This is a genomic window from Burkholderia guangdongensis (assembly GCF_013403875.1).
Classification (GTDB): domain Bacteria; phylum Pseudomonadota; class Gammaproteobacteria; order Burkholderiales; family Burkholderiaceae; genus Burkholderia; species Burkholderia guangdongensis.
The window spans coordinates 208270-234315 of record NZ_JACBNX010000016.1; the positions used below are offsets into that span (position 1 = coordinate 208270).

Below are 26046 nucleotides of genomic sequence, written 5' to 3' on the forward strand. Positions count from 1 at the left end.
GAGGCGTCCGGTCGTTGATGGTAAGCGGTCCTCTCGCGTTTTCTCGATGGCATGTTCTTTGCGTGATTGCTGACGGAACGGCTTTAATAGCCTGGGTAATCACGGAAATATCAGGAGATGACATGCATATCCAATCGAGAGAAAGAACAGTTGGCTTTGTTGGGCTCGGAATGATGGGCGGCCCGATGGCCGACAATATTCTGAAGAACGGGCACTCACTGGTGGTGTATGACATCGATCCTCGGAAGGTCGATCGCCTCGCCGCTATGGGCGCCGAGCGTGGCGAAGGCCCGGCGGACCTTGCACGGCGCGCCGGAATCTTGATTTCGATGGTTGATACGACGGCTCAGGCCGAAGAGGTGATCATCGGGCCAGGCGGTTTCATCGAAACGGCGCAACCGGGCGATGTCGTGATCAGCATGAGCACGATCGACCCGCTGGCGCTGCGAAAGATGCAGGAAACACTCGCCAGAAAAGGCATCGACATCATCGATTCACCGGTAACCGGGATGGAAAAAGGCGCGAAGGAGGGGACGCTCAGGGCTTACGTCGGCGGCAAGCCAGAGGCGCTCGAAAAAGTACGTTCGGTCCTCGAGTCCATGACGTCGCAGATTCTTCATCTTGGTGACGTTGGCAACGGCATGGCGATGAAGCTCGTGAACAACATGCTGTTCCAGGTCAATCGTATTCTCATTATCGAGGCACTCGCGCTGGGTGCGAAGGTCGGTCTCGATCCGAAGCAGATGGTCGAGGTGATTGGCAATACGACCGGCAATAGCGTCGCGTTTCAGTATTCGGCTCCGCGTATCGTCGCGCGCGAATTCGAAGGCATTCGCATGGATATCACATACAAGGACATCGAGCTCCAGACGGCGCTGGCCAAGTCCGTCAAGATGCCCATGTTCATGGCGAATGCCGCCCTGCAGGTATATCAGATGGCGCGCGCCGCCGGGCTTGGAAACGAGGATGGCGTCGCTGTCGTGAAAATCTACGAGCAGTTTACCGGCGTGCCGGTCTGCTCGCGAACCTGATATGCCTGTGCAACCGGTCAAGCGATGCGAACGCCGGCTGCGATCATCGATCTTCGTGCTTGCGTCGAAGACAGTCATGCTTACCGTGCAGACAATCGAAAACGTTGCTTTATCGACCTATCTGTATGCCGACAGGCACCAATGGGATGACACGTCCGCAATGTGAACAGCGGCGTAGCGAGCGTACACGTCGATGGCGCTCTCGGCCGATGCACCACAAACATTGCCTTCTCGTCGAGTTGCGCAGGACGTGACCGGAACGCGCTCTGGCGCCCGATGTCACGCGATATTCAACCGACAGGTGGGCGGAGAGCCCATCCATCGATCTGATGGCACGTGTTTTGCAAAGTTGTTTGCATACCTTAACCATTAAAGCCGAGACAATGCGAAAATTCGAACAGTTCTATATCGATGGCAAGTGGGTCGATCCTATCGAGTCGCGTCCATTCGACCTCATCAACCCAGCCACGGAAGCGACCTTCGGAACCGTCGCGTTGGGAAGTGCAGCAGACGTGGACCGGGCGGTACAGGCGGCAAAGCGCGCACTCCCTGCCTTTAGCGCCGCGACGAAGCAGGAGCGGATCGAACTCCTCGAGAACATCATCGCGGTCTACCTGCGTCGCGAAGACGAGATCATGGCGGCTCTGACAGAGGAAATGGGTACGCCGTGTTCGTTGAAGCAGCATACGGCATCCGGCCTCGCAGCGCTTCGGCAAGCGATCGAGACGCTCAAGGGGTACGAATTCGAGAGTTGGATGGGTGTCAGCATAATTCGTCGCGAAGCGATTGGCGTGGCTGGGCTCATTACACCTTGGAACTGGCCAAACCAGCTGATCTGCAACAAGCTCTCGTCGGCCTTCGCGGCAGGCTGTCCGGTTGTGCTGAAGCCGTCCGAATTCACGCCCGTGAGCGCGTTGGTCCTGGCCGAGATTCTTCATGAGGCGGGCGTGCCCGGGGGGGTATTCAATCTTGTGAACGGTGACGGTCCAACCGTCGGCAATGCGATTAGCGCGCACGAGGATATTGGCATCGTGTCGTTCACCGGCTCGACCCGCGCCGGAATTCTTGTTGCCGAGGCAGCTGCGCCGTCGGTAAAGCGTGTCGCGCAAGAGCTGGGCGGCAAGTCGGCCAACATTGTGCTGCCGGACGCTGATTTACGGGCGGCGGCGGTATATAACGTGACGCGCGGCTTTTCGAACAGCGGACAGTCTTGCCATTCCCCGACGCGCCTTCTCGTGCATGAGAATCAGCTCGAAGAGATTCTCGGCTATCTTCGCGAAGCGGTGGCGGAGATGCGTATCGGGGACCCGACGGATCCCGCAACGACACATGGTCCGGTCGTCAATCGCGCGCAGTTCGATCGGATTCAGCACTACATCAATGTGGGGCTGGACGAAGGCGCGCGTCTGGTTTGCGGTGGCCCTGGCCGTCCGGATAGGCTGGATCGTGGCTTCTTCGTCCGTCCTACGATCTTTGCCGATGTCACCCCCAACATGAGCATTGCGCGAGAGGAAATTTTCGGTATGGTCACGTCGGTCCTGACCTACAGTACGACGGAAGAGGCGATCGAAATTGCAAACGACACCGAGTATGGGCTCGGCGCCTACATCTTCACGGGAGATCGCGAAAAGGGACTGGACGTTTGCAGAAAACTAAACGCCGGACGCGTCTTCTTCAACGGTGCTCCCGCGAACACCGTGGCGCCGATGGGCGGATATCGCAAGTCCGGTAACGGTCGCGAAATGGGGGTGTTCGGGATGGAGGAGTATCTCGAGACAAAGGCCATCATAGGGTTTGCTTGACAGCTAGGTGAGGTTTCCGACCTTAGTAAAACAGATTTCCGAGAATCCGAAAGGATGATGCGGCCGCTACTGCGTATGTTGGGTATATAAAAAGTTGGGATCAACAAATGGTGGGGCGATCTGTTGATGTGCGGCCATCGGAAATCTGCCATATGAAACCGGCGGATTTCCGGGGCATGCAAAGGAACTGTCGAGTGAGGCCGTGATGTTGGATGATCAACAGATGGAGGCAGTTGTCGTCATTGTGGTTTATCGGCACTTTCGACATGCAGCAGATTAGATGAATTTTGATCGCCAGCAGCTTGAAACGTTTTCCGTACTCGTCGAAACCCGTCACTACGGCAGGGCGGCAAAGGTACTGAACGTTACCAAAAGCGCCGTTTCCCTACGGATCATTTCGTTGGAAGAAGCATTCGGGACTCCACTGTTGGTACGCGATGGCGTGTCGCCGACTCCCGCGGGGGAAATCCTTCTTCACCACATTCAGGTGCTCAAGCTGCTGGAGGCGGACACGCTCCATCGCATAAAACCTGATGCCAACGGCCGGACCAAGGTTAGTATTGCCGTCAACGCGGATTCGCTGGCGACGTGGTTCGGGCCAGTTGCTTGCGACATCGCGAAAGAGAATATAGCGCTTGATCTCATTGTCGACGATCAGGACCACACGCTGGCGGTACTGGCGCGCGGTGAGGCGATGGGGGGCATTTCGACGGCGCAGACTGCACCGACCGGATTTGTTGCCGAGTCAATCGGGGCGATGGAATATGAATGTGTGGCCACGCAATCATTTACTGAGGTGCATTTCCCTAAAGGACTCAACCTGAGGGATATCCTCGCGGCACCTGCTGTATTGTTTAACCGGAAAGATGGCTTACACGCGGTATTTCTTGAGCAGTTGCTCAGCTTTTCCGTGAATGGCTATGCCGCCCATTACTTTCCCTCTCCGGATGCGCTGTTGTCAGCCATCCGCGCGGGAATCGGATACGGTCTTGTACCGTCTATGCAGGCGCAGTCACTCATTGCTTCTGGCGATCTTATTGCACTGGCGCCCCACAACCGAATTTCGGTGGAGCTGTATTGGCATCATTGGGTGACGGCACCATTGAGTGCACAGGCGATCAGCGATTTGGTCATACGTCAAGCGCGCGTGACGTTAATTCAACCACCCTCCGCCTCACTAGAGCAGCCAGGCGAATCCTCCGTCGAGGGCTGAGCACGGGAACGGGCATCAATCCTAGCGGTGCGGCGTAGATGGCCATCCAATTATGCAAAAGCATGTCGCGTACCATACGCGAATCTCACCGGAGCTCTCCAAGATAAAAGTCCGGAAACAGTTCATAGTGTTCGCGACGAACACGGAGTGTATTTTGCTCGAACACATATCACACGAGGTATGCAAAACAAGCGCGATCGCGCGGCGACCGCGGCACGCACCGCATCGACGTGCCGGAATGCCGCGCGGCTTTACGCCCCTTGATTTATTCGAATCTGATGTCACCACGCGCGACGTAGCGCGGTTATGATTCAAAAGCCTCGATTTGCATGCCGACGCGTTGGGTGTAAAAAGAGGCGGTATTCCCAAATCCGTTACATCGTGATCAATCAAAATAGCGAGTTAAACGATGAAGATCCATATCAGAAAATTCACGCCTGTCGCTGCCACCATAGCGTTCCTGATTGCCGGAACGGCACCCGTGCTCGCTCAAACTCCCGCAAGCGAACCTGTCGCACAGGATGCCAAGGCAACCGCCATGGAAGCGAAGAAGCAGGCACGCAAGGACGCACGGGCCAAGCGCAAGGCCGAGCATAAGGCCGCTCGGGCGAAGAATACCGCCGAGATCAAGAAACTGGAAGGCGCGGGATACAACCCCACGGCAGGCGATTCGACCTCCTATCCGCAGAATTTGCAAAACGCGGAAAAGAAAGCAACCGCTCCATCCGGCGCTAGCCAGTAAGCGCCTTTTGAGCAGTGCGCCATGCTGTTCAAGGATGGCGCACCGCATCGTTGGATGCAGATACTGCTCAACCAGCCTGTTTCCGATGAATCTATTTAGTTAGGCTGACTATTTATAGACGGTTGTCTTCCATCCGAGTCAGCTGCTCAAGCCGATCTGCGCCAGTCGATTGTAGAGATAAGAACGGGAAATCCCCAGGCTGGTGGCGACACGTGACACGTTTCTTGTTACCGTTGTACTGCGCCATCGCTTTCCGGATGAGTTGCTCTTCCACCTGCTCGACCGCGCTGCTGAGACACATAGATTCGTCCCCCCCAAGCTGCCGAAGTTGCACCGGCTGATCCGTGAATTCGCGTACCGTACGCGAAACCAATGTATCGAGAATGGCGGGTTCGACAACACCAAAATCGGTCGCATAGATGACTTCCGAATCGCTAAAGATCGCCGCACGTTCGACAGTATGCGTAAGTTGGCGCACGTTGCCCGGCCAGGACTGACTCTGAAGGTATCCCAGTGCCTGATCCGAGAGCTTCTTCAGACGCTGGCCGCGTCTCTCGGCGAACTGACTGAGTGCCAGGTCCGCGAGCAACGGAATATCGTCAAGACGTTCGCGAAGCAATCAGTGACGTCATCACGCGTGAGGCGCGCAAGACGCTAATTCAACCGCTCTCCGCCTCACAGGAGCAGTCAGGCGAACCCTCCGTCGAGGACTGAGCACGGGAACTGGCATCAATCCTTGCTACGCGGCGTAGATGGCCAGCCGATGAAGTGATGACGTGCGGTCGGTACGAAACTGCAACGGCAAGCGCGGCTGCGATTGAGACGATTAGCGGAGCTGCTTCCGGGAGCGAAGCAGAGATAGTCCAGCGAACAAGGTAACCACCCAGTGAGATTGCGCAGGCGATCGCCATTACGGCATTCGCGGCGCTATCAGATACGCGGATGCGCGACACACGGAGCGCCATGAGCGGCCCCACCGCCGCGATATAGACGACATTGAGATCGACCATCATATCGACCAGGCTCTGAGGACGTGACGCTACCAGCGTGCCGAGCAGCACCGGTAGCGCCCGCGACCAGACCGGTCGCATGATGGAAGGTGAGCCGAGCGTTGCGGTTGCATCGGACATCGCTCGCAGGATCGAACTTGCCGATCCCAAAGCCGTTGTGACGAGCACGATAATGACAAGATTTTCCGCTGCGCTTGCCCAATGTTCTGGAAGGCTGTGCATGAGCAATACTGGCACGATCTGTACGGGATCGGCCACGTCCTGCCAATGTACGTTTGTTCCGTTCGCAATTACCGCAGAGGCCGGCAGGAACCCCATCGCGAACACGAATGCGGCTGCAAGCAGGCAGCCCACCCGAGCCGTAGACGGTTTACGGGCTGTGATCGTGAACTGTTGGTAGTCGGCGCCGCATACGACCATCACGGCGACCGACAATAAAATGAATCCCGTGTGGGCCGGGGCACTATGTTGAACGGCCTTGGCAAAACTCACGGGGGCATGTAGCCAAACATCGATTCGTCCCGTGCTGATCAGCGAGTGCACGAGAACGACGTTGCAGGCGAGCAGGCAGATTGCGAAGCCCGCCGAGAGCCATGACAGGCTGATGAGAGACAGCATGACGAGCAAGGCAACGATCAGCAGGACCGCGGTAGTTCGTGGCAACCCCATCAGCGCCAGCACCGCAGCCCCGCCGCGAATCTGTGCGGCGAGCACACCCGTCATCCATACGAGCGACAGGAGCGCAACGTTGCGACCGACGGAAGGGCCATGGAGCTTGTCGAGTTGATTCCAGACGGATTGTCCACCGGTCCAGAGAGCCGGAGCGCAGACGGCGAGCAGCATCAGACCGAGCGCTGTCGCGATGGCATAGAGACAGCCAGCCATTCCCTGATGCAGCGCCAACTCGCCAGTCCCGAGAAGAAAGCCAATGCCGCAACTCGTCGAAACGAGCATGGTCCCGACCTGCATCGTGTTCAGCGTACGATCAGCCATGTTGTGCTTCCCAGCCGTCCACGGCGGCGTGTGGCCCACTCAGATAGTTGGCGCAAGTGATCGCGTGCCGGACGAAGAGAGGAATTTTTTTCAGGCGCGCATGCACGTCGGGAAGGTGAAAGTAAGGAATGTGCGGGAACAGGTGGTGCGTGAGATGGTAGCCATTGTGATGCGGGTGGAGGAGCATCGAAACGATTCCATGATCGGGAATATCGCGGGTGTATCGGAAGATTCCCCTCGGTTCCAGCCCGTAGTGGTCAGTCATCTCGCGGAACGTCGTGATCGCGTGAAACACCGTGCCTCGTGCGATCATCCAGAGCGAGACGAACAGAAGTGCGAAATGTACGCCGATCGTAATGGCCAGAAGGGTCACGTATATTCCCCACCACAATAGGATGCCGAGCCGCTGGCGTGGGGGAAGACGTTTGACTGCGATGTGCCCAAAGAGGGAACCGGCCCATGTCTTCGGATCGGTCAGCACGCGGGCATACGCGTGAAACCATCGATCGCCTTGGCGGGTTAAACGTGGAAGGAAATCAGGATCTTGGGGGCGATCACCTAACCAGGCGTGATGCCGTGCATGCTGCTGACGATAGAACGCGAGACTATTGAAGAGTGGAGGGGCAAGGAGGATATGGGCTATCCTGTCGTTGACGCTGCGTTGGGCGCTCAGATTCTGGTGTCCAGCCTCGTGCAACAGATTGCCGAGTGCTCGCTGTCGGTTGCCGATCACGAAGACTGCGAGCGGAATGATCCATTTACCCATCCAGTCTGCTCCGCAGACGGCAACGCATATGATGGCCCAGTCTGCGGCGATGTCCAGTAACGATCGCCAGACGTTGGGCTGTGGGGTGGGCCAGGCTGCTCCTGAGATGGCAATCGAGGATTGGATTGCTGCCTGATCGGCAGCGACTGGGGATGAAGCAGTCGAACGCATCGCAGACTCCTTTAGGTGACGAGAGCACCCCCGACTGTCCGGACTCTGCGATCCGTTCATGAATCTATCGAGACAATGCTCCGATCATAGGTGGCCGGCCGATCCAAAGAAGGAGCGATTAAAACGGCTATACGGCGACGAGTATTTTTAAATGCATGCGCGTGAGCGCCGCCGTTGATACATTACGGGGCAGTTTTCCAAGGAGACGTGACGTTGAGCGAAAAAGGCCTGGTCAAACTATGCGCGACGCTCAGTCCGGTGATGGCGGAGCCCATCTATGTCTATTGTTCTTTTCCCGACTTCATCGTGCCGGCAGGGTTGTCGACGCTCTGTACCATGCGAGAGCATGAAGGACTCACTGCGATCGTGGAGCACGCAGACGCTGAACGTCTCGGCTTGCCCTATACGTTCGATGCTCGCCTCATTACCCTGTCGGTTCACTCGAGCCTCGAAGCGGTCGGATTCCTCGCCGTCATCAGTCGCAAGCTTGCGGACGCCGGCATTTCGTGCAATGTGATTGCCGGGTACTTCCATGATCACATCCTCGTTCCAGTTCAGCGGGCTGACCATGCGATGGCATTGCTGCGAGAAATCGCGGCCTCGGCCAACGCGTAAATTTTTGCGAGTGTGGCCGACGCTTGAGCCATGCTTCCCGGATCGCTTGGATTGGTGAGTTTTCCTTGACTGCAAACAGATTGTGTTGAGCCAGTACGTTAAGTCTTGCAGGTAGGATACCTATTCAATAGATTGAAGAACGAAAATGGCATACGACGAATCATCAAGGAGCGAGAGCATAGGAAACTGATCCAGTCGCGTCGAACTCGCAACATCGATGTCGATATCCAGTGGCCTCGCCCGGAGCTGGAGGGCCGCAAGAATGTCCGAATCGACCGATGATCGTCCGGATCCAAGCTCAAATGAAGCGGATGCGCAACTGAGCTTCGACTATTGGCGTCGACGAAGCGAAGAATCGAAGGCACTTATTTCGCGCCTGACTGATCGCCTTCGTAAGCGTGATCGCCGCATTGAATTGCTCGAACTCGCCATTGCCAGAACGGTCTTCATGCATCACGTCTGGGCGACGCATCTGGAGCGAAAGCTCGAGCGATCGTCTGTATCCGGTGTCGAGCGCCAACCCAATGTCGAAGGGCCGTCGCGCAATTCCGCGTACACGTCCATTGCGGACGAGTCAGCCGGCGGCGTGACCGTCCAGCTTCCTCATCTGACGCGCACACTCGAGGCGCTCTTCGACGTGATGGGGGAGTACTGGTCGGAGTGGGATCCCGACCGACCGCCGAAGTCTTCCACCGTCGCGCGAGCCATCGACGAGAAGCTTGGCCTCAAGGGGCAGGCTAATGGCGAAGCATCGCGCAGCGCGCAGACCTTCGCCGCCGCATTGCGGCCGGACTCGGTTAACGAAATGGACGGTCGCCATCGCTGAACGTATTTCTCGACGGGACATTCCGACGATATGACGGAATTGCCCGTCAGGCACCTCCGCTGCTTGAATGGGACGTATGCAGCAACTCATTCGGGCAGGACAAAGGGAGGTGGGCGATGTCGGTTCAACTGCGGGCAACGGGCGCGATATTACGGCGCAGCCAGGTCGAACAGGAAGTCGGTCTGAAACGTTCGACCATCTACCAGCGGATACAGGACGGAACATTCCCCCGTCCGATTCGTCTGGGAGAACGGGCTGTCGGCTGGCGCGCATCGGATATCGAGCATTTTCTTGAAGATCCCGCTGGATATCGCGCTCCCGCGTCTGATGACGAGGTTCGCGATGCCTGAGCAAATGGCTCTGCGCTCGATCGATGCCCGTCTCGACAACTGGGCGAGTGCAAGCCGCGGCTCCCGCGATCCGACTGATGCGGCTCAAATCGAGCAGGCATGGCGGCGGCTCGCCGTGCGTCAGCGCGATCTGCTCCGCATGGCGTATTTGTGGCGTGCTGGTCGCGAGGTGATCTGCCGACGACTCGGCATTCCACGATATCCGTGGTGCCGGTATGAGCTTGAGTTGGCATCCGCCAAGCAGGCGCTGTTGAGCCTGCTGACGAAGAAGTTGTGAAGTAGAACAGTCCGGCGTTGTGCCGGAAGCAGTGCAGATGACCGGCGCGCCCAAGTCTCGCCCGGCGACTGTCACTGCCCACTGGTAGTTCGACAACCTGGTCCGGTCAACGTGCCAATGTGCGATTGGTGCGACCGAGTACGCGTGAGCGGCCCCGACGTATTGACGGATGCGTGCGTACGGCGACCTTGTCATGGCATGTGCCTGCAGCTGCAAGCTGCACCTTCCATTTCTCGATCCCCCTTGAGCCCACGGTCAGCCTCCCCGGCGCCGCGGGTTCTTTTTTTCGCGTCCGTCTGCATGCGTCGGTGCTGCATGGATGGAGGGAAGTGAGTCATGGAACGGATTCAATTGGCAGAGGCTGGGCGGCGAGTGCGCGCGAGGTGCACAACTCTACGCCGATGGGCGTTTGCGCTGGCGTTATTTGCCGGTATGTCGGTCTTTGTTCCTGGTCTGGCACGTGCAGACGACTGGGGCTGCCAGGTTCTTCTGTGTTTGTCCAATCCGGGCGGCCCCGAGCAGTACAGCGCATGCGTGCCGCCGATAGAGAAGCTGTGGGCCGCATTGCGTCATGGCGATCCCTTTCCGACTTGCGATTTCGGATCGGGCGGCTCGCAGGGGGCGTCTGCGACCAACACGTTCGCGAGCGGTGGCTACTGCCGGGAGGACCTGCTTTATTGGGGTGGCCCGGAGCAGAGCGAACTGCTGTGCCGCGCGACCGGGGCAATCAACGTCGATATCGATAACCAACTCTATACCCGCGTCTGGTGGGACGTGAGTGGTCAGGATCGCACGATCACCGAGTTCTACGGCGCGGGCGGCCCGCAGGTGCCGTATGACCCGTCACGATCGGCCGCCCTGTTCCTGCAGCAGACCGAACAGCCTGACGGCGTCGCCGGTGGGGGGCGGTAATGGCACCGCTCGATTTCATCACGCTCGCGCAACAGTGTGCGCCCCAGGTCTCTCTGTCGACGATGGAAGCCATCGTGCGGACCGAATCTGGCTTCAACCCGTTTGCGATCGGGGTCGTCCACGGTGCGCTGTTGCGTCAGCCGGCGAGCGAGGCCGAGGCAGTCGCGACCGCACAGGCGCTTGCCGCCGGCGGCTGGAATTTCAGTGTGGGGCTGGCGCAGGTGAATCGCGCGAACTGGCATGCACACGGACTGAACGAGCGCAGTGCCTTTGATCCGTGCCGCAACTTGGCAGCAGGGGCCACGATCCTGCAGGGCTGTTTCGAACTGGCACGGCGCGCGCGAGCGAATGCCCGGCCCGACTCACAGTCGACACTGCGCGCGAGCCTCTCCTGCTACGCCAGCGGCAACTTTTCGACGGGCTATCGCACGGGGTATGTGCAGCGGGTGGTCAACAACGCCGGCGTTCCGGCGGCATCACCGGCACCCGTTGTCGTGCCGGCCATTGTGCCGATTCCTGTTGTTCCGGTCGATTCGGGTATTCCGGTTCGGCCGAAGCGATCTCGATCGGTTAGGGAGCCGGTATCCGAGCCGGCCAAACCCTCACCGGCGGCGGTCGGCGGTGATTCAGACCATAGCGCCGTCGTGTTCTAGCCCGGCGACCAGACGACATTACGGACATTTCGAGCGGATAGGAATCCATCATGAATTTTGGAATACGAATTAAATGGAAGCGTCGCCAGCAAAGCCTGATTGCGGCTCAGTCGAATGGTTGCGTGGCGCGCCGGCTCGCCGTGACGGTTGCGGGGCTGCAGATGATGTCGCCGGCATGGGCGCAACTCTCCCAGGTCAATACGCTGCTGAACACGATCCAGACAACCTTGCTCGGTGTGGGGGGCGTGATTTGTTCGATTTCCATCATCTGGGCGGGCTTCCGGATGATGTTCCAGCACGCCCGGTTCGGCGATATTGCGAACGTGTTCATCGGCGGGCTCTTCGTCGGCTGCGCGACCGTGATCGCCGGCATGCTGATTCCGACGAGCTGATCCGGGAGCGCCGAACCATGCACTCGCTCAAGGATCCCGTCTTCAAGGGCTGCACGCGTCCCGCGATGCTCTGGGGCGTCCCGCTCGTGCCATTCCTGATGGTCGGTGGCGGCATGCTGATCCCGTCCATCTGGGCACTGCTCGCGAGCCCGCCGCTGGGCGTCGCGGTCCTCTTCCTGATGATTCCCGTGTTCGTCGCGATGCGGGTGATCACGCGCCATGACGACCAGCGCCTTGCGCAGTACGCGCTGCGCATTCGCATGGTGCTGCGCCAGGGCAATCGCCGCTTCTGGGGCATGCATACCTATGTGCCGGTGCGCTTGAAGAGGAGGGCGTGACATGCCGGCCGAACCACAACTCGTTTCCGTGGCGAACCGGGAAGTGCCGCTTGCGGCCTATATCCCGTACTCGACGCATGTGAGCGATCACGTCATCAAGACGCGCGAAGGCGACTACCTGCAGATCTGGAAGATCGCTGGCATTGCGTTCGAGGCAGCCGATCCGGCCGATATCCTCGCGCGGCACGATGGGTTCAACCAGTTCGTGCGTGGGCTCGCGGGCGGGCATGTGGCCCTGTGGTCGCATCGCCTGCGCCGGCGCGTGTCGGATCAGTTCTCGACGCAGTATCGCAACCGTTTCTGCGAGGAGCTGGCCACGCGCTACTACGCGAGTTTTGCCGGCTACCGGATGATGGCCAACGAGCTGTATCTGACGGTGGTCTACCGGCCGAACCGCACCCGGCTCGGCCGTGTCTTCAGCCGTGCGGCACGCCGCACGCGTGCCGATATCCGGCGTGACCAGCTCGACGCGCTGAAGGTGATGGCGGAGCTCGCCGCCCAGGTTGAGTCGAGCCTCAAACCCTACGATCCGGTCGCGCTCGGTGTCTATACCCGGCCCAGTCCCTTTACGCCGGCTCCGCGCCGTTATTCGTCGGCACTGGAACTGCTCGGCTATCTGGTCAATGCGGTCTGGGAGCGCGACCCGGTGCCCTCTGGGCCGATTCGTGAGGCGCTGCCGATCTCGCGCCTCTTCGTCGGGGCCGAGAAAATCGAAATCCGCATGCCGGCGGCGACCCGCTTCGCCGCGATGCTCGACCTCAAGGATTATCCGGAAGACACCGAGCCGGGCATGCTCAATGGCCTGCTGTACGGCGACTTCGAGTATATCGAGACGCAGAGCTTCACGATCCTCGACAAGCCTACGGCGAAGGAAGCACTGGAGCGGCAGCGCAATCAGCTCATCGCGGGCGAGGATGTCGCTCTGTCCCAGGTCGAAGCGATCGATCGGGCGCTCGATCACCTGATTAACGGCGATTTCGTCCTCGGTGAATATCACTATTCGCTGGCCGTGCTCGGCGACACGCTGGACGAAGTATCGAGAAGCGTGGCGAAGGCCCGCACGCAACTGGCCGATGCAGGTTTCCAGACGGCGCTGATCGATCTCGTGGCTGACGCGGCCTGGTTTGCGCAGCTACCGGCTAACTGGCGCTACCGGCCGCGCGAGGCGAAGCTCACGTCGCGCAACTTCTGCGGCCTGTCGAGCCTGCACAACTTCGCGACAGGCAAGCGCGATGGCAATCCGTGGGGCGAGGCGATCACGATCGTCAAGACGCCCAGCGGCCAGCCGCTCTATCTGAACTTCCACGCGACACCGGACAAGCAGGACTCGCTCGACGAGAAGGCGCTCGCCAACACTCAGATCATCGGCCGGGCCGGTGCGGGCAAGACGGTGCTCGAACTGTTCCTGCTGGCGATGGCGACCAAGTACGACATCACGGCGGTGCTGTTCGACAAGGACCGCGGCACGGAGATCGCAATTCGCGCGATGGGGGGCACCTATACCGTGTTCCGCCGCGGCGAGCCGACCGAGCTGAACCCATTCCAGATGGCACCGGATGAGCCCGTGATCGACTTCTGGGAGCGCCTTGTGCGCAAACTGGTCGACATCGGCGAGCCGCTGTCCGCGAAGGATGAACTCGACATCTCGCGCGCCGTGCGCGAGGTCGCTCGCATGGACAAGCGTTTGCGCCGCCTGTCGATGGTACGGCAGCTCCTACCGAACGTAGGCGAAAACAGCCTGTATGCGCGGCTTGCCAAATGGTGTGCGGGCGGACGTCTGGGTTGGGTGCTCGACAACCCGACCGACCGTATTGATCTGGCGCACGCGAACCTCTTCGGTTTCGACGATACCGAACTGCTCGACGACGCGGAGGTGTCGACACCCGTCACGATGTACCTGCTGCATCGGACCGAGAACCTGATCGACGGGCGGCGCTTCATCTACGTGATGACCGAATTCTGGAAGCGCCTGGGTGACCCGGTCTTCACGGATTTTGCGAAGAACAAGCAGAAGACGATCCGCAAACAGAACGGGCTCGGAATTTTCGATACCCAGTCACCGGCCGATGTGCTGCGCAGCGACATCGCGAGTGCGCTGACTGAGCAGAGCGCGACGTTCTTCTTCCTGCCGAATCCGCGTGCCGACTACGACGATTACGTGCACGGCTTCAAGCTGACCGAGGCCGAATTCAATATTGTGCGCAATCTGGGTGAGAACAGCCGCCTGTTTCTCGTCAAGCAGGGCCATCGCTCGGCCATCGGCCGGCTCGATCTCGCGGGGCTCGGTGACGTGCTCGACGTGCTGTCCGGCACGACCGACAACGTGGAACTGCTCGACACGATCCGCGCTCAGGTCGGCGACGCGCCACGAGACTGGTTACCCGTCTTCCATGAGCAGCTTGCGCAGCGCCGGGCGGCCCAGGTCAGCGCACGCTCGTCTCGATTGCCGGGGCCGGGAGGTGCGCGATGAGCGGCCTCTTTACCGCCATGGGCGGTACCCTCGAAAACGGGATGTCGACCTACGTCACGAACGTATCGTCAGCGCTTTCGGGGGCACTCGTGCCTGCCGTGACCACAGCCGTCACGATCTGGATACTCGCCTATGGCCTCGCGGTGGTGCGTGGCGAAGCTCACGAGGCGGTGCCGGCCTTTGCCTGGCGAGGGTTGACGGTTGCGATCACGCTCGCGTTCGCGCTGAGCGCCGGGATATACCAACAGCAGGTCGTGACCGCCGTCGACGGGGTGACGTCGGGGCTCGCCCAGACGATCCAGAACGCGGCGAATACATCAGGTGGTGGCAATCCGGGATGCGGCTCGGCCAACGGCAGCAGCGTGACAGGGCAGGGTGCCGCGACCAGCATTTACCAGACGCTCGACTGCTACGACCAGCAGATTGATCTCGTGATGGACGCCTACTTCGACAAGGCGACGCACGAAGGAATCAGCCCGAGCGGCTTGGCCGCGGCGATCGGCGATTTCTTGTGCGGACTGGTGGCCGCGCTCGGCGGCTCGATCTTCCTGATCGTCCTGGCCTTCGAGGTCGTCATGGCGCGCATGCTGCTCGATCTTGTGCTCGGGCTCGGGCCGATCTTCATCGCTTGCGCAGCGTTCGCGCCGACCGCACGCTTTTTCGAGGCGTGGACCGCCAAGGTCGCCAATTACGCGTTGTTGCAGGTTCTCGTCGCCGCCTTCCTTGGTATGGCGCTCACGGCGTTCTCGGCCGATCTCACTTCGCTCCATGCGACGGGCAGTTCACCCGGCGCCGATGCGTCGGCCCTGGTGCAAGCCATTTCCGCCTCCCTTGACGACGCCGCGGCGGCGGCCGCCGCGATTGGTCTGTTTGCGACCGGCGTGTTCCTCGCGATGGTCGGCTGGCAGTTGCCATCCGTGGCGGCGGGCCTGTCTGGCGGCGCAACCCTGTCGGGCTTCGGTGCATTCATGGCGGGTGTGGCGTCGCGAAGCCTCGTGACGGCGATCGGACGGGCGTTCAACCGTAACGGTCGAGGACCGCGCTCCGGTGGCGAGATTCGCGACCGGACGGGCTCGGGTGGTGGATCGGGCGGTGGCACGACGCCGGCATATCAGCGCGCCGCGCGCGCGAATCTGGGTCAGCAGGGCAGTTGAAGAGGAAGTGATGACCATGAATGGACGAAACAGATGGATGCGCGCCGCATTCGTGTGGGCAGCGTGGTGCGTGGGTGCTCAGGCGCAGGGTATCCCGGTCTATGACGCGCAGAACGTCGTGCAGGCCATTGCCACCGTGGGCCAACTCAAGCAGCAAGTGCAGCAGGAAATCCAGATCTACCAGTCGACGGTCGGCACGCGGGGCTTCGGCGCGCTCCTGAGCAATCCGGTCGTCGCCAACTCGTTGCCGTCGAACTGGCAGAGCGTCTATACGGCGATCCAGAACGGCGGCTATGCGGGCCTGACCGGCAACGCGCAGGCGTTGCGTTCGGCCAGCCAGATCTACAACTGCGAGGACCAAAGCGGGATCGACCAGCAGGTGTGCCAGCGCGCGCTCAACAAGCCCTATCAGGACAAGGCGTTCGGCCTGCAGGCGTACCAGACCGAGATGCAGGAACTGAACCAGATCCAGAGCCTTGCGCAACAGATCGACGCGACGCAGGACCCGAAGGGCGTCGCGGAGTTGCAGGCGCGTATCCAGGCTGAATCCACGGCGGTCGGCAACGAGATGACCAAGCTGCAGCTCTTCCGGATGCTGGCCGAGACCGAGGACAAGCTCGTGGCCGAGCAGCAGAGCGAACTGGTGCTGAGCCGGGCGGGCAAGACCAACCGGCTGCAGGACCAGATGGTCCCAGCGTCGTTCGGAAACTGAGGGGCTTGTCATGTCCATTCTGACCTCCCTGACGTTAGCCGGGTGCCTCGCCTGGAGCTTGGCCGCCTGCACCAGCGGGCCGCCGAAGCCCGTGTTGCCGGACGGCCTGCATCGTGTACCGGTCAATCGCGTGCCGCCGGTGCCCGATGCGCCAACGACGATGCCGGCTGCGCCGGACCAGCCCGTCTCCCCGGACGTGGGAGACCGGTCATGAGCGCGTCGCACGACTATGGCCGGGTGCTCGACATCGAGGCGTCGCTGACCCACCTGCAGGAGCGTTCCGAGCGGCGCGCCTGGCATGTCGCCTATGCGGCGATTGGCGTCGCGGTGCTCAGCGCCACGGCGCTCGCGGTGATGGTGCCGTTCTATCGCGTGGTACCGCTGCCGATCGAGGTCGATCGTTTGACGGGCGAATCCCAGGTGATCGACGTGCTCGACGCGCGCCATGTGCATACGAAGGAGATCCAGGACAAGCACTGGGTCGAGACCTATGTGCGTGCGCGCGAGCGCTACGACTGGGGGCTGCTGCAGATGGACTACGACAGCGTGCTCGCGATGAGCGACGACGTGGTCGCCCGAGATTATCGCGGCATCTACAGCGGTCCCGATGCACTGGATCGGCAGTTGGGTCCTGGTGCCGAGCGGCGCATCCGGATTCTCTCGATCACGCTGCCGCCCGACGAGCCCGGTCATGCGGTCGTGCATGTCGAGCGCACGTCGTTCAAGAACGGCGAGGCCCATGCCGAACCCACGCAGCGTTTCGTGATCACGCTGGCCTATACCTACCGGCCGCCCGTATTCACGCGTGAGAGCGTGGCGATCGCCAATCCGTTCGGCTTCAAGGTCACGGCCTATAGCCGGGATGCGGAATATACGCCGCCGGCGTCCGCTGCGGCGGCGGGACGCACGCCATGAGAACCCTTCCCTTGGGTATCGCGCTGACGGGCTTGTTGTTCGCGGGGTTGGCTCACGCGTTCGATCTGCCCGGATGGAACGACGACTCGCGCGTTCGCCACGTGATCTATCACGGGGACGAGGTGGTACGCGTCGAAGCGCAGCGCGGCTTTGCCACGCACATCGCGCTCGATCCGCACGAGCGGATTCAGGTCGTTGCGCCCGGAGACCGGGACGGCTGGCAGGTCGTCGCGAACAGGGGCGATCACGACGTGTACCTGAAGCCGCAGCTCGCCGCGCACGACTCGAATCTCGAAATTCGCACCGACCGTCGCAGCTACAGCTTCGATCTGGTGGTGCTGCCGCTCAAGGCGAAGTTCGGCAACCACCGTGTGATGTACCGCGTGACCTTCGTCTATCCGGACGAGTTGGCGAAACAGGCGCAGGGGGATTCGGACGCGGCGCTGGTCGCGAAGCGCCTGGCGCAGCCGCCCGGCGTGCGTAACGCGCGGTACTCGATGCAGGTCATGCCGAACTCCGACGACATCACGCCGACTGCGGCATGGGACGACGGGCGCTTTACCTATCTACGCATTCCCAATAACCGACGCATGCCGGCGATCTTCCGGGTGGCCGATAACGGCACGGAAAGCGTGGTCGACAAGCACATCGAAGGCGACACGATCGTCGTACACGAGGTCGCGAAACGATTCGTGCTGCGGCTCAGCAATGAGGTCGTCGGAATCTGGAACGACGCTTACGACATGGACGGCGTGCCGCCCCGTGACGGCACGACGGTCAACGGGGTGAAGCGTGTTCTGCGGAGTCACGGCGATGAATGACGATACCCCGCGCAATATGATCGAGCCCGACGATGCCTCCGGCTCGCAGCCTGGACGCGACCAGAGCGCGGGAGCATCGGGCACTGCTGCGGATCGCGGTATGCCTGCGCTAGGGCAATACCGTGGTGCCCGTCCGCGCGCCTGGTGGCTGACGCCGGTCGTGATCGTGCTGGTGGTCGGCGCCGGTGCGGTCTGGACCGTGCACGGCTTTCTCGCCCGGCACGATGCCGAAGCGAAGGCGCGGCGCGATTCGGTGGCGGATACATCTTCTCAGGGCCGCGTGTTCAAGGATCTGCCTGCGTCGTCGGTCGGTAGCGCGGCCTCGGCTCCGGTACCCGTAAGCGCCGTTGCTGCTCGTCCCATGTCGGCGTCGGGTACGGAGGCGCCTGCTCGCACGATGCACGCCGTGGCGACCCACAGCTATTACGATGCGCCGCTGCTCGCAACTGGCGGTGGACAAGACTCGGCGGGCGGGTTGTCCGGCGTGCCGGAGCCCGGTGGAATGGCAGGCGTGGCGTCCTCGGTGGCAGCCACCGTCACCAGCGGCGCGGGGGCATTAGCTCAAGGTCCGGGGCAGGGGGGCGGCGCGCTCGCCCAGGCCTTGACGCCGACCGTCACGCCGCGCGTGCAGGCTGGGACGCTCGGCAACCGGAGTCTGGTGCTTGCGCAGGGCGCCAAGATCGACTGCGTGGGTGATACAGCGTTCAATTCGACCGAAGCCGGTCTCTCGACGTGCACGGTCACGAAGAACGTGTATTCCGACAATGGCAGCGTAGTGCTGATCGAACGTGGTTCGCAGATCAACAGCCAGTATCGCTCGAACCTATCGCCGGGTCAGAAGCGGGTGTTCGTGCTGTCGGCCCGTATCAAGACGCCCAACGGCGTGACCGTCGAGATCGATTCGCCCGCGGCTGACGCGCTCGGCCGCATGGGCATCGACGGCTACGTGAACAACCACTGGCGCCAACGTATCGGCGCGGCGATGTTGCTCGGCATCACCCAGGACGCGATTGGCTATCTGTCGACGCGCGGCGGCAACACCAACGGACCGCTGGTGTTCCAGAGCACGCAGCAGCAGGGCAACGACATGGCCACGCGCGTGCTCGACAGCACGATCAATATCCCGCCGACGCTGACGCAGAACCAGGGCGCGGAGTTCACGATCGTGATTGCACGCGATCTGGACTTCGGATCGGTATATGCCCTGCTGCCGGAGGGCCCGAGATGATGCCTCATACGTACCTGCCGGATGCGTCCCGCGACACGGTCCTCGCCCGACTGCCCGATGACGCGTCGGTACGCGAACTGATGCGACCATTCGCGCCGCTGCTCGACGATCCCGACGTGACGGAGTTGGTGATCAACCAGCCGCAGCGTGTTCTGACCGAGAATGCGCTCGGCTGGCACGGCCACGATTGCCGGGATCTCGATTTTGACCGTCTGATGTCGTTCGCTGTGGCGGTGGCCACGCTGACCAACCAGGAAATCTCGGCCCAGCATCCTGTCCTGTCGGCCCTGCTGCCGGGGGACGCGCGCATCCAGATAGTAGTGCCGCCGGTCGTGCCGCCGCGAACTGTGTCGGTCACGATCCGCCGTCCGTCCGCGCAAGAGAAGACGCTCGATGCCTATCGTGACGAGGGCCTGTTCGACGACACGATATGGCACCGCCCGGATGGGCTCGACGTTGCGTTGCCCGGACTGCGCGCCGATGATCGAAGGCTCGTTCAGTGCCTGGATGCGCGGGATTGGGGCGCATTCTTTGTCGGGGCGGTGATGGGCCGGCTCAACATTGCGGTGGTCGGCAATACGGGTTCCGGCAAGACCAGTTTCATGAAGACCCTGTGCCGCTCGATTCCGGCGACCGAGCGAATCGTGACGATCGAGGACGTCCGCGAGCTATTCATCCGGCACATCGAGAACTGCGTTCACCTGCTGTACAGCAAGGGCGGGCACGGCCAGGCGCGCGTGACGCCTGCGGATCTGATCGCGAGCACGATGCGCATGCGTCCGGATCGTGTGCTGTTGGCCGAGTTGCGCGGCGCCGAAGCCTATGACTTCCTGAAGCTCCTGACGACCGGGCACGCGGGTGCGATCACGAGCTACCACGCGCCCAATGCGACCGTCGCGATCGAACGCTTCGCGTTGATGGCCAAGGAACACCCGGAGGCGGCCGCCTGGGACGATGTCGCGCTCAAGCGCCTGCTGTTCCTGACCATCGATGTCGTTGCCCACATGGAGGTGCGCCCGGTCTTCAATGCGTTGGGTGAGCAGACCGGCAGGCGCTGGGGCATGACCGAAGTCTGGTTCGATCCGGTGCGCAAGGCGCGCACCGCGTTCGTGTAGGGGCGGCCATGAATTATCCGTCTTCCTCGTCGCTTCAGCATACCCGGACGGCCGCGATGACATTGGTCGTGCTGGCTTTCCTGGTGGGTGGGCTGGCCGCGTCGCTCTGGCTTGCGTCGTTCTTCCTGTATGCAAGCCTGCGGATCAATCCACTGCACGCGGGAATGTGGGGCTGGCTCGATGCCGCGCTGGCGTGGCGACACGGGATGATGCCGAACGTCGGTCGCAAGCTGGCGGGCGCCGCACTGTTTGGCGTGCTCCTGTCCTTGGGTGGCCCGGTCCTTGGCCTGCACGCGCTTTGGGCGAGCTCGAGCCGCCGTCGCCTCTACGGCAGCGCGCGCTTTGCGAGCGAGTCGGAAATCCGTCAAGCGGAGTTGCTATGACGACGCGCACGCACCTCGATACTGCCCCCGCGATTGTCGTGGGCGTATGGCGCGGGCGCTACTTGCGCTTCGCCGGTCAGCAGTTCGTGCTGCTCGCGGCACCCGCTCGCTCGGGCAAGGGCGTCGGCATCGTGATTCCGAACCTGCTCAGTTTCCCCGATTCTGTCGTGGTGCTGGACATCAAGCAGGAAAACTATGCGGCCACGGCCGGCTTCCGCCGAGCGCACGGGCAGGATGTGTACCTGTTCAACCCGTTTGCCGAAGATGGCCGCACGCATCGCTACAACCCGTTGTCAGCGATCTCGGATGGCTTGTTCCGGGTGGGCGACATCCTCGCGATCGGCTATGCGCTCTATCCGCCAGGTGGCCACGACGATTTCTGGAAGGATCAGGCGCGAAACCTGTTCCTCGGCATCGTGCTCCTGCTGTGCGAATGGCGTGACGCGCGCCGGGCCGGCAGCGGGGCATCGATTCCCGACTTCCCGGTCACGATGGGCGAAGTGCTGCGGCAATCGTCGGGTAACGGCATGCCGGTCAAAACCTACCTGCAGCGGGCGCTGGTCCAGCATCGTGACCTGCTCTCGGGGCCGTGCGTCGATGCATTGAATCGTTTCCTGTCGAATGACGACAAGGTGTTGGCGAGTGTGTTGGCGACGTTCAACGCGCCGCTCACGATCTGGGCCAATCCGATCGTCGACGCGGCGACGAGCGCCAATGATTTCGACCTGCGTGATGTGCGCCGCCGTCGCATGTCGGTCTATATCGGCATCACGCCCGACCATCTGTCGGAAGCGGCACTGCTCGTCAATCTCGTGTTCTCGCAACTCGTCAACCTGAACACCAAGCAGTTGCCAGAAGCCGATGCCACGCTGAAATTCCAGTGCCTCGTGCTACTCGATGAGATGACCTCGATCGGGAAGATTCACATCATCGCGCGCGCGGTCGCCTATATGGCGGGTTACAACCTGCGCCTGCTGTCGATCGTCCAGTCGATCGCGCAACTCGAGTCGGTTTACGGGCGAGCCGATGCGCGCACCTTCATCACGAACCACGCGATGCAGATTCTCTATGCGCCGCGCGAGCAGAAGGATGCGAACGACTACTCGGAAATGCTCGGCACGTTCACGGACCAGTCGCGCAGCGTGAGCCACCCCAGTGCGTTTTTCGGCGCCCGGGGTGGATCGAGCGAAAGCGTGTCGGAGCAGCGCCGGCCGCTGCTGTTGCCGCAGGAACTGAAGGAGCTCGGCCGCGACAAGGAAATCATCGTGCTCGAAAACACCAAGCCGATCCTGGCCGACAAGATCTGCTACTGGCGCGATCCCGAGTTTGCGGCGCGCGTCGTGGCCGCGCCATCGGTGCCCGCCATGAACCTGGCCCACTTCAGTGCAGTGGTCGAGCGCCGGCTGCGCGATCTGCATCCCGACGAGATCGATCCGGACGGCGCGGGGTTGATCCATCTGCCGCCCGAGTACCTGGAAGTGTTGCAGGCATGGGATCCGCGTGATCTGCCGCCGAACCTGGCCGACATCAGCGAGGAGGAGGCCGTGGCCTACGTCGAACGCCACTTCATGCTGCTTGGGGTGTCGGCGCGTCAGGTGGTGCAGGCGAGACGTCATCTGAGCGTGGACGATCTTGACGTGGCAGAACTCGATTTTGTTGAGCCGGCGCGGCATGCAACCGGGAACGGCCTGCCAGTCATGGGAGCCTTGCAATGACGACGCCCTATGTGGATGAGACGGACCGCGCGCGTGCCGCGCTTGCGGTGATTCCAGCCGACGACTACGAGACTTGGGTCGACATGGCGTTCGCGCTCAAGCAGGGATTCGGCGACGAGGGTTTTGAAATCTGGGATGCGTGGAGCCGCACGGCCGCCAACTATAACGAGCGTGCGGCCCGGACCACGTGGCGCTCGGTCAGCGCGTCGGGTGGCAAGACGCTTGCCACGCTGTTCTGGCAGGCGCGTCAGCACGGCTTTGACCTGAAGCGAACGAATTATCCGGATCGCATGACTGCGGTACTCGTCCCGTCTCCCGAGGTGTTGGCGCAGCGAACGCGCGAGGAGGCGCATCGGCAGGCACGCCACGCGGCTGTTGCCCGCGAGGCCATGTCGATCTGGCAGTGGGCGAGACCGGTCGGACCGGAGCACCCGTATCTCGTGCGCAAGCATCTCGAGCCGATGGACACGCTACGCGAGCTGGATGCACTGGAGCTGCGTGCCTTGCTCGGCTATACGCCGGCCAGCGAGGAAGAACCGTTGAATGGGCGCGTGCTGATCGTGCCCGTCTGGAACGGACCGATTTCGACACTGGAGTTGATCGACGAACACGGGCGGAAATCGTCACTGGCCGGCGGCGTGAAGAAAGGCGGCTACTGGATGACGGAGCCGACGCTGGTTCCGACCAACGAATCGTCGCGGATCCTGGTCGCCGAGGGCATGGCGACGGCACTGTCCGCTTCACGCGCGACAGACTGGTTCGCGGTCGCAGCGCTGTCGAGCGGGAATCTGAGGTTGGTGGCGCAGAACCTGCGCGAACGATATCCCGATGCGGATCTGATCGTGCTGGGCGAACTGGGCAGTGGCGAGGTGCAGGCCCGGCAGGCTGCGGAAGCGGTGCAAGCACGCGTGGCGTGGCCAGCGTTTGCTGCCGACGCACGCATCGACGACAAGGTACCGACCGATTTCAGCGACATGGCGGTGTTATCGGGCTTCGATGCCGTTGGCGCACACCTGCGCGCTGCGGTCCGCTCTGTCGTGGAGCCGGAGGGGCAGCCGGGTGCCTCCACCGCGTTCGGCATGACCCTGGTTGAGGTGGACGAGCGTGAGGAGGACGGAAAGATGAGCAACGTTAAGGAAAAACTGCTGGCCGACCAGGAAGGGACGCCGCGGCGCCGGTCCTCGAAGCGCAGTAAGCCGAAACAGGCCGCACTAGATGTGTCGGCAACGGACGGTGCATCCGGTTCGGCGCCGCCAGCGGTGAAGCCTCCTCCCAGTGCGTCGCCGGCTGCTGCTCCACCGGTTGCGGATCCGCCGCGGTTTGCGTCGACGCGCCCGCCGGTCGGCGAGCCACTGTTTGGCGTGGGCGACGTTCCCAACGAGGTCAGGGCGTTGGCCGAACACCGGTTCGGCTCGCCGCTCAGGATGGGGACGCCGCGCGAGAACGGCGGGCCGTATCGCGGCGAGGTGTTCAACACGGAACACTACCTGATCCAGGAAGTCGCGACGCGCAGCGTGGTGTTTCACCGCAAGGACCAGATGACGTTTGTGTCCGAGCGCCTGAAATGGATGGACGAAAACGCGCGGCTGAACGGATCCGAGTTGCAGGTGGGTTACGACGGTGGTCAGGCGAAGGTCTATCCATGGGACCGCGCACGCGATTTGCTGGAGCGTGCCGTCGGCTCGCTGAAGAAATCCGCTCGCGAGCTGAATTACAGCCCCAATCTGGAGGGGATGCTCGACCAGTTGCAGGCGAGATCCTGGGCACGTATCCGGGAGGCACGGACGGCCGCACTGGAGAAATCCCGAGAGCAGGATGCGTCCCGGGAAGCGGGTTCGGCGCCTGACCGATGAGGTATGGCAGCACGGTCTCCACGTGCTATGCCGAACTTGAGAATGCGAGGGTGTGACATGGCTCAGACAACTTCCGCTCACGAGGCCGATCCGGTCATCAACGTGATTGAACAGGACATGCCAGGCAACAGTGGCGGCCCGGCATCGTTGGACGAACGTCGGGACAGGCTCGAATCGGCCGCGATGGACGCCGTATCCGCCCGGCGCCGACGTGAGTTCGACGCTGCTCGCGCGAGATTGCGTGATCAGGTGATCCGTGACGATGCCGCCACGACGCGACAGGTCGAGACTCGATCGCCACCGGGAACGACGGCCGAGGTGGATCGGGGGAGTGCACCGCTCGACCAGCCGCCCGAACGCGTGCGCAAGCGCTATCTGCGCGCGGGGAATCAGTATTTCCTGAAGGATGCCCCGTATCAGCTTGCGTTCGAGGATCTGGGGCCGTACCTCGTCACCGAACACAACCGGCCGGACGTGGTCGAGTCGATGATCGACATGGTGCATGCGAAGTCGTGGGGCCGCATTCGCGTGTCGGGCCACGAGGTATTTCGTAGCGAGGTGTGGCTGCAGGGCACGCTGCTCGGCATTGACGTGAGCGGCTACGAGCCGAAAGCGGCGGACCTGGCCCGTCTGGCGGATGCCCGGCAGGCGCGGCTGGAGAATCGCATCGAGGTGGCGGCGGAGGTCGGGGCGACGGCTGCCGCGAGCGTGCAGGGGCGTGCGGATGATCGGCCCGTGGCCTCGGCCGCGCCTCATATCGGTGCTGGCGCGGCCGTCAACGGAACCTCACCCTCTGCGCCAAAACATGATGACGTTTCGGCGTTGCGCATCCCTGTAGCAAACCGGAACACTGCAAACGACGAGCCCGACGCTCCGCGGCGGTACGTCGGCGAGTTGCGCGAGCACGGTGGCGCGCCGTACCTGCACAATCCTGCGCGTAGCGACTCGTATTACGTGGTCTTCCGCGACGAGGCAGGAATCGATCAGGCGGTATGGGGTGTGGACCTCGAACGTGCCATGCGCGAAGCGAGAGCCGAGGTTGGGCAGCCTGTGACACTCGAAAACCTCGGCAAACGCCTCGTGACTGTGCGCGTACCGATCTTCGATGACGAAGGGAGGGTGATCGGCGAGGAGGATAAGGACGTTTATCGCAATACCTGGCAGGTGGAGGTCGTGCAGCGGGACCGTGGTGCTTCTGTCTCGGAGAAGCCAGACAATCCGCCGGGCGGCGAAGCCCGATCTGCTGACTCACAGGTTGTGCCTGTCGAGGAGCAGCAACTGCATCACCGGCGCGACGCGCGATATTCGGACAGCGAACGGGCATTGCATCTCGCCGTGCTGACGGCATCTATGCGCGAGCAGGGTTTCAGCGAGCGTTCCGTTGCCCGCGTGCAGCAGCGTGCTGAACGCATGCTGGTTGCGTTCCAGAGCGAGGGCATTCCGGTCCCGATGCCGAAGGTATTCGATCCGAACGCGCCATCGGGCCGGGATCGTCGTAGACGTCCTGCTCCAGAGCGCACGCCGGCTCGGGAGATCGAACGGACGCCAGTTGAACCCTCGTCCCCGTCACCGTCTCGTTGAGGTGAATC

The 26046-nt window shown here is 61.9% G+C and carries 26 protein-coding genes; 23 read left to right on the forward strand and 3 right to left on the reverse strand.

The window, feature by feature from the left end; translation table 11 throughout:
- Window positions 1-122: 122 nt before the first annotated feature.
- From HZI36_RS16710 to HZI36_RS16725, 4 genes are all read left to right on the forward strand, one after another.
- Window positions 123-1031: an NAD(P)-dependent oxidoreductase gene (locus HZI36_RS16710; RefSeq protein ID WP_179403755.1), complete on the forward strand. Its 909-nt coding sequence runs from the start codon at window positions 123-125 to the stop codon at window positions 1029-1031.
- Window positions 1032-1414: 383 nt separating this feature from the next.
- Window positions 1415-2833: an aldehyde dehydrogenase family protein gene (locus HZI36_RS16715; protein ID WP_179403756.1), complete on the forward strand. Its 1419-nt coding sequence runs from the start codon at window positions 1415-1417 to the stop codon at window positions 2831-2833.
- A gap of 280 nt (window positions 2834-3113) precedes the next feature.
- Window positions 3114-4046: an HTH-type transcriptional regulator ArgP gene (locus tag HZI36_RS16720; RefSeq protein ID WP_179403757.1), complete on the forward strand. Its 933-nt coding sequence runs from the start codon at window positions 3114-3116 to the stop codon at window positions 4044-4046.
- A gap of 409 nt (window positions 4047-4455) precedes the next feature.
- Window positions 4456-4788: a DUF4148 domain-containing protein gene (locus HZI36_RS16725; RefSeq protein WP_179403758.1), complete on the forward strand. Its 333-nt coding sequence runs from the start codon at window positions 4456-4458 to the stop codon at window positions 4786-4788.
- Between the two features lie 112 nt (window positions 4789-4900).
- Here HZI36_RS16725 and HZI36_RS16730 read toward each other — a convergent pair whose 3' ends face one another.
- The 3 genes from HZI36_RS16730 to HZI36_RS16740 form a co-directional block, all read right to left on the reverse strand.
- Window positions 4901-5377 carry an AAA-type ATPase lid domain-containing protein gene (locus tag HZI36_RS16730; RefSeq protein WP_179403759.1) on the reverse strand — a complete coding sequence of 159 codons (477 nt, stop codon included), beginning with the start codon at window positions 5375-5377 and terminating at the stop codon, window positions 4901-4903.
- A 70-nt stretch (window positions 5378-5447) separates the two neighbouring features.
- Window positions 5448-6791: an SLC5/6 family protein gene (locus HZI36_RS16735; RefSeq protein WP_179403760.1), complete on the reverse strand. Its 1344-nt coding sequence runs from the start codon at window positions 6789-6791 to the stop codon at window positions 5448-5450.
- The gene (locus tag HZI36_RS16740; RefSeq protein WP_179403761.1) at window positions 6784-7728 is read right to left on the reverse strand and encodes a fatty acid desaturase family protein; all 945 of its coding nucleotides are present in this window, start codon (window positions 7726-7728) and stop codon (window positions 6784-6786) included. The genes HZI36_RS16735 and HZI36_RS16740 overlap by 8 nt, the downstream gene beginning before the upstream one ends.
- A gap of 207 nt (window positions 7729-7935) precedes the next feature.
- On the opposite strand from HZI36_RS16740, the gene HZI36_RS16745 reads away from it, so the two are divergent.
- The 19 genes from HZI36_RS16745 to HZI36_RS16835 all read left to right on the forward strand — a co-directional run bounded on the left by HZI36_RS16745 (window position 7936) and on the right by HZI36_RS16835 (window position 26038).
- On the forward strand, window positions 7936-8343 hold the full coding sequence (locus tag HZI36_RS16745) for an ACT domain-containing protein (RefSeq protein WP_343050236.1): 408 nt from the start codon (window positions 7936-7938) through the stop codon (window positions 8341-8343).
- Between the two features lie 262 nt (window positions 8344-8605).
- Window positions 8606-9169 (forward strand): hypothetical protein, encoded by a 564-nt coding sequence (locus HZI36_RS16750; protein WP_179403763.1) that lies wholly within the window; start codon window positions 8606-8608, stop codon window positions 9167-9169.
- A 116-nt stretch (window positions 9170-9285) separates the two neighbouring features.
- The gene (locus tag HZI36_RS16755) at window positions 9286-9519 is read left to right on the forward strand and encodes a helix-turn-helix transcriptional regulator (RefSeq protein ID WP_179403764.1); all 234 of its coding nucleotides are present in this window, start codon (window positions 9286-9288) and stop codon (window positions 9517-9519) included.
- Window positions 9461-9796 (forward strand): hypothetical protein, encoded by a 336-nt coding sequence (locus HZI36_RS16760; RefSeq protein WP_246327108.1) that lies wholly within the window; start codon window positions 9461-9463, stop codon window positions 9794-9796. Before HZI36_RS16755 ends, HZI36_RS16760 begins: the two co-directional genes overlap by 59 nt.
- Window positions 9797-10132: 336 nt before the next feature.
- Window positions 10133-10708 (forward strand): hypothetical protein, encoded by a 576-nt coding sequence (locus tag HZI36_RS16765; RefSeq protein WP_179403765.1) that lies wholly within the window; start codon window positions 10133-10135, stop codon window positions 10706-10708.
- The gene (locus HZI36_RS16770; protein ID WP_179403766.1) at window positions 10708-11361 is read left to right on the forward strand and encodes a transglycosylase SLT domain-containing protein; all 654 of its coding nucleotides are present in this window, start codon (window positions 10708-10710) and stop codon (window positions 11359-11361) included. The genes HZI36_RS16765 and HZI36_RS16770 overlap by 1 nt, the downstream gene beginning before the upstream one ends.
- Before the next feature lie 50 nt (window positions 11362-11411).
- Window positions 11412-11753 (forward strand): TrbC/VirB2 family protein, encoded by a 342-nt coding sequence (locus HZI36_RS16775; protein ID WP_179403767.1) that lies wholly within the window; start codon window positions 11412-11414, stop codon window positions 11751-11753.
- A gap of 17 nt (window positions 11754-11770) precedes the next feature.
- Window positions 11771-12091: a VirB3 family type IV secretion system protein gene (locus HZI36_RS16780; RefSeq protein ID WP_179403768.1), complete on the forward strand. Its 321-nt coding sequence runs from the start codon at window positions 11771-11773 to the stop codon at window positions 12089-12091.
- A gap of 1 nt (window position 12092) precedes the next feature.
- Complete coding sequence (locus tag HZI36_RS16785; protein ID WP_179403769.1) at window positions 12093-14561, forward strand: VirB4 family type IV secretion/conjugal transfer ATPase; 2469 nt, start codon at window positions 12093-12095, stop codon at window positions 14559-14561.
- Window positions 14558-15715: a TrbL/VirB6 family protein gene (locus tag HZI36_RS16790; protein WP_179403770.1), complete on the forward strand. Its 1158-nt coding sequence runs from the start codon at window positions 14558-14560 to the stop codon at window positions 15713-15715. The genes HZI36_RS16785 and HZI36_RS16790 overlap by 4 nt, the downstream gene beginning before the upstream one ends.
- Window positions 15716-15731: 16 nt before the next feature.
- Entirely contained in the window at window positions 15732-16427 is a 696-nt protein-coding gene (gene virB5 / locus HZI36_RS16795) for a P-type DNA transfer protein VirB5 (RefSeq protein WP_179403771.1), read from the forward strand.
- A gap of 210 nt (window positions 16428-16637) precedes the next feature.
- On the forward strand, window positions 16638-17342 hold the full coding sequence (locus tag HZI36_RS16800; protein WP_179403772.1) for a VirB8 family type IV secretion system protein: 705 nt from the start codon (window positions 16638-16640) through the stop codon (window positions 17340-17342).
- Window positions 17339-18163, forward strand: coding sequence for a TrbG/VirB9 family P-type conjugative transfer protein (locus HZI36_RS16805; RefSeq protein WP_179403773.1), 825 nt, complete (start codon window positions 17339-17341; stop codon window positions 18161-18163). Before HZI36_RS16800 ends, HZI36_RS16805 begins: the two co-directional genes overlap by 4 nt.
- Complete coding sequence (virB10, locus tag HZI36_RS16810) at window positions 18156-19391, forward strand: type IV secretion system protein VirB10 (protein ID WP_179403774.1); 1236 nt, start codon at window positions 18156-18158, stop codon at window positions 19389-19391. The genes HZI36_RS16805 and virB10 overlap by 8 nt, the downstream gene beginning before the upstream one ends.
- Window positions 19388-20506 (forward strand): P-type DNA transfer ATPase VirB11, encoded by a 1119-nt coding sequence (virB11, locus tag HZI36_RS16815; protein WP_179403775.1) that lies wholly within the window; start codon window positions 19388-19390, stop codon window positions 20504-20506. Before virB10 ends, virB11 begins: the two co-directional genes overlap by 4 nt.
- An 8-nt stretch (window positions 20507-20514) precedes the next feature.
- Window positions 20515-20889, forward strand: a complete 375-nt coding sequence (locus tag HZI36_RS16820; RefSeq protein ID WP_179403776.1) for a hypothetical protein — start codon at window positions 20515-20517, stop codon at window positions 20887-20889.
- Window positions 20886-22604 (forward strand): type IV secretory system conjugative DNA transfer family protein, encoded by a 1719-nt coding sequence (locus HZI36_RS16825; protein ID WP_179403777.1) that lies wholly within the window; start codon window positions 20886-20888, stop codon window positions 22602-22604. The genes HZI36_RS16820 and HZI36_RS16825 overlap by 4 nt, the downstream gene beginning before the upstream one ends.
- Window positions 22601-24457, forward strand: a complete 1857-nt coding sequence (locus tag HZI36_RS16830; protein WP_179403778.1) for a PriCT-2 domain-containing protein — start codon at window positions 22601-22603, stop codon at window positions 24455-24457. Before HZI36_RS16825 ends, HZI36_RS16830 begins: the two co-directional genes overlap by 4 nt.
- A gap of 57 nt (window positions 24458-24514) precedes the next feature.
- Window positions 24515-26038, forward strand: coding sequence for an LPD7 domain-containing protein (locus HZI36_RS16835; RefSeq protein WP_179403779.1), 1524 nt, complete (start codon window positions 24515-24517; stop codon window positions 26036-26038).
- Window positions 26039-26046 lie beyond the last annotated feature (8 nt).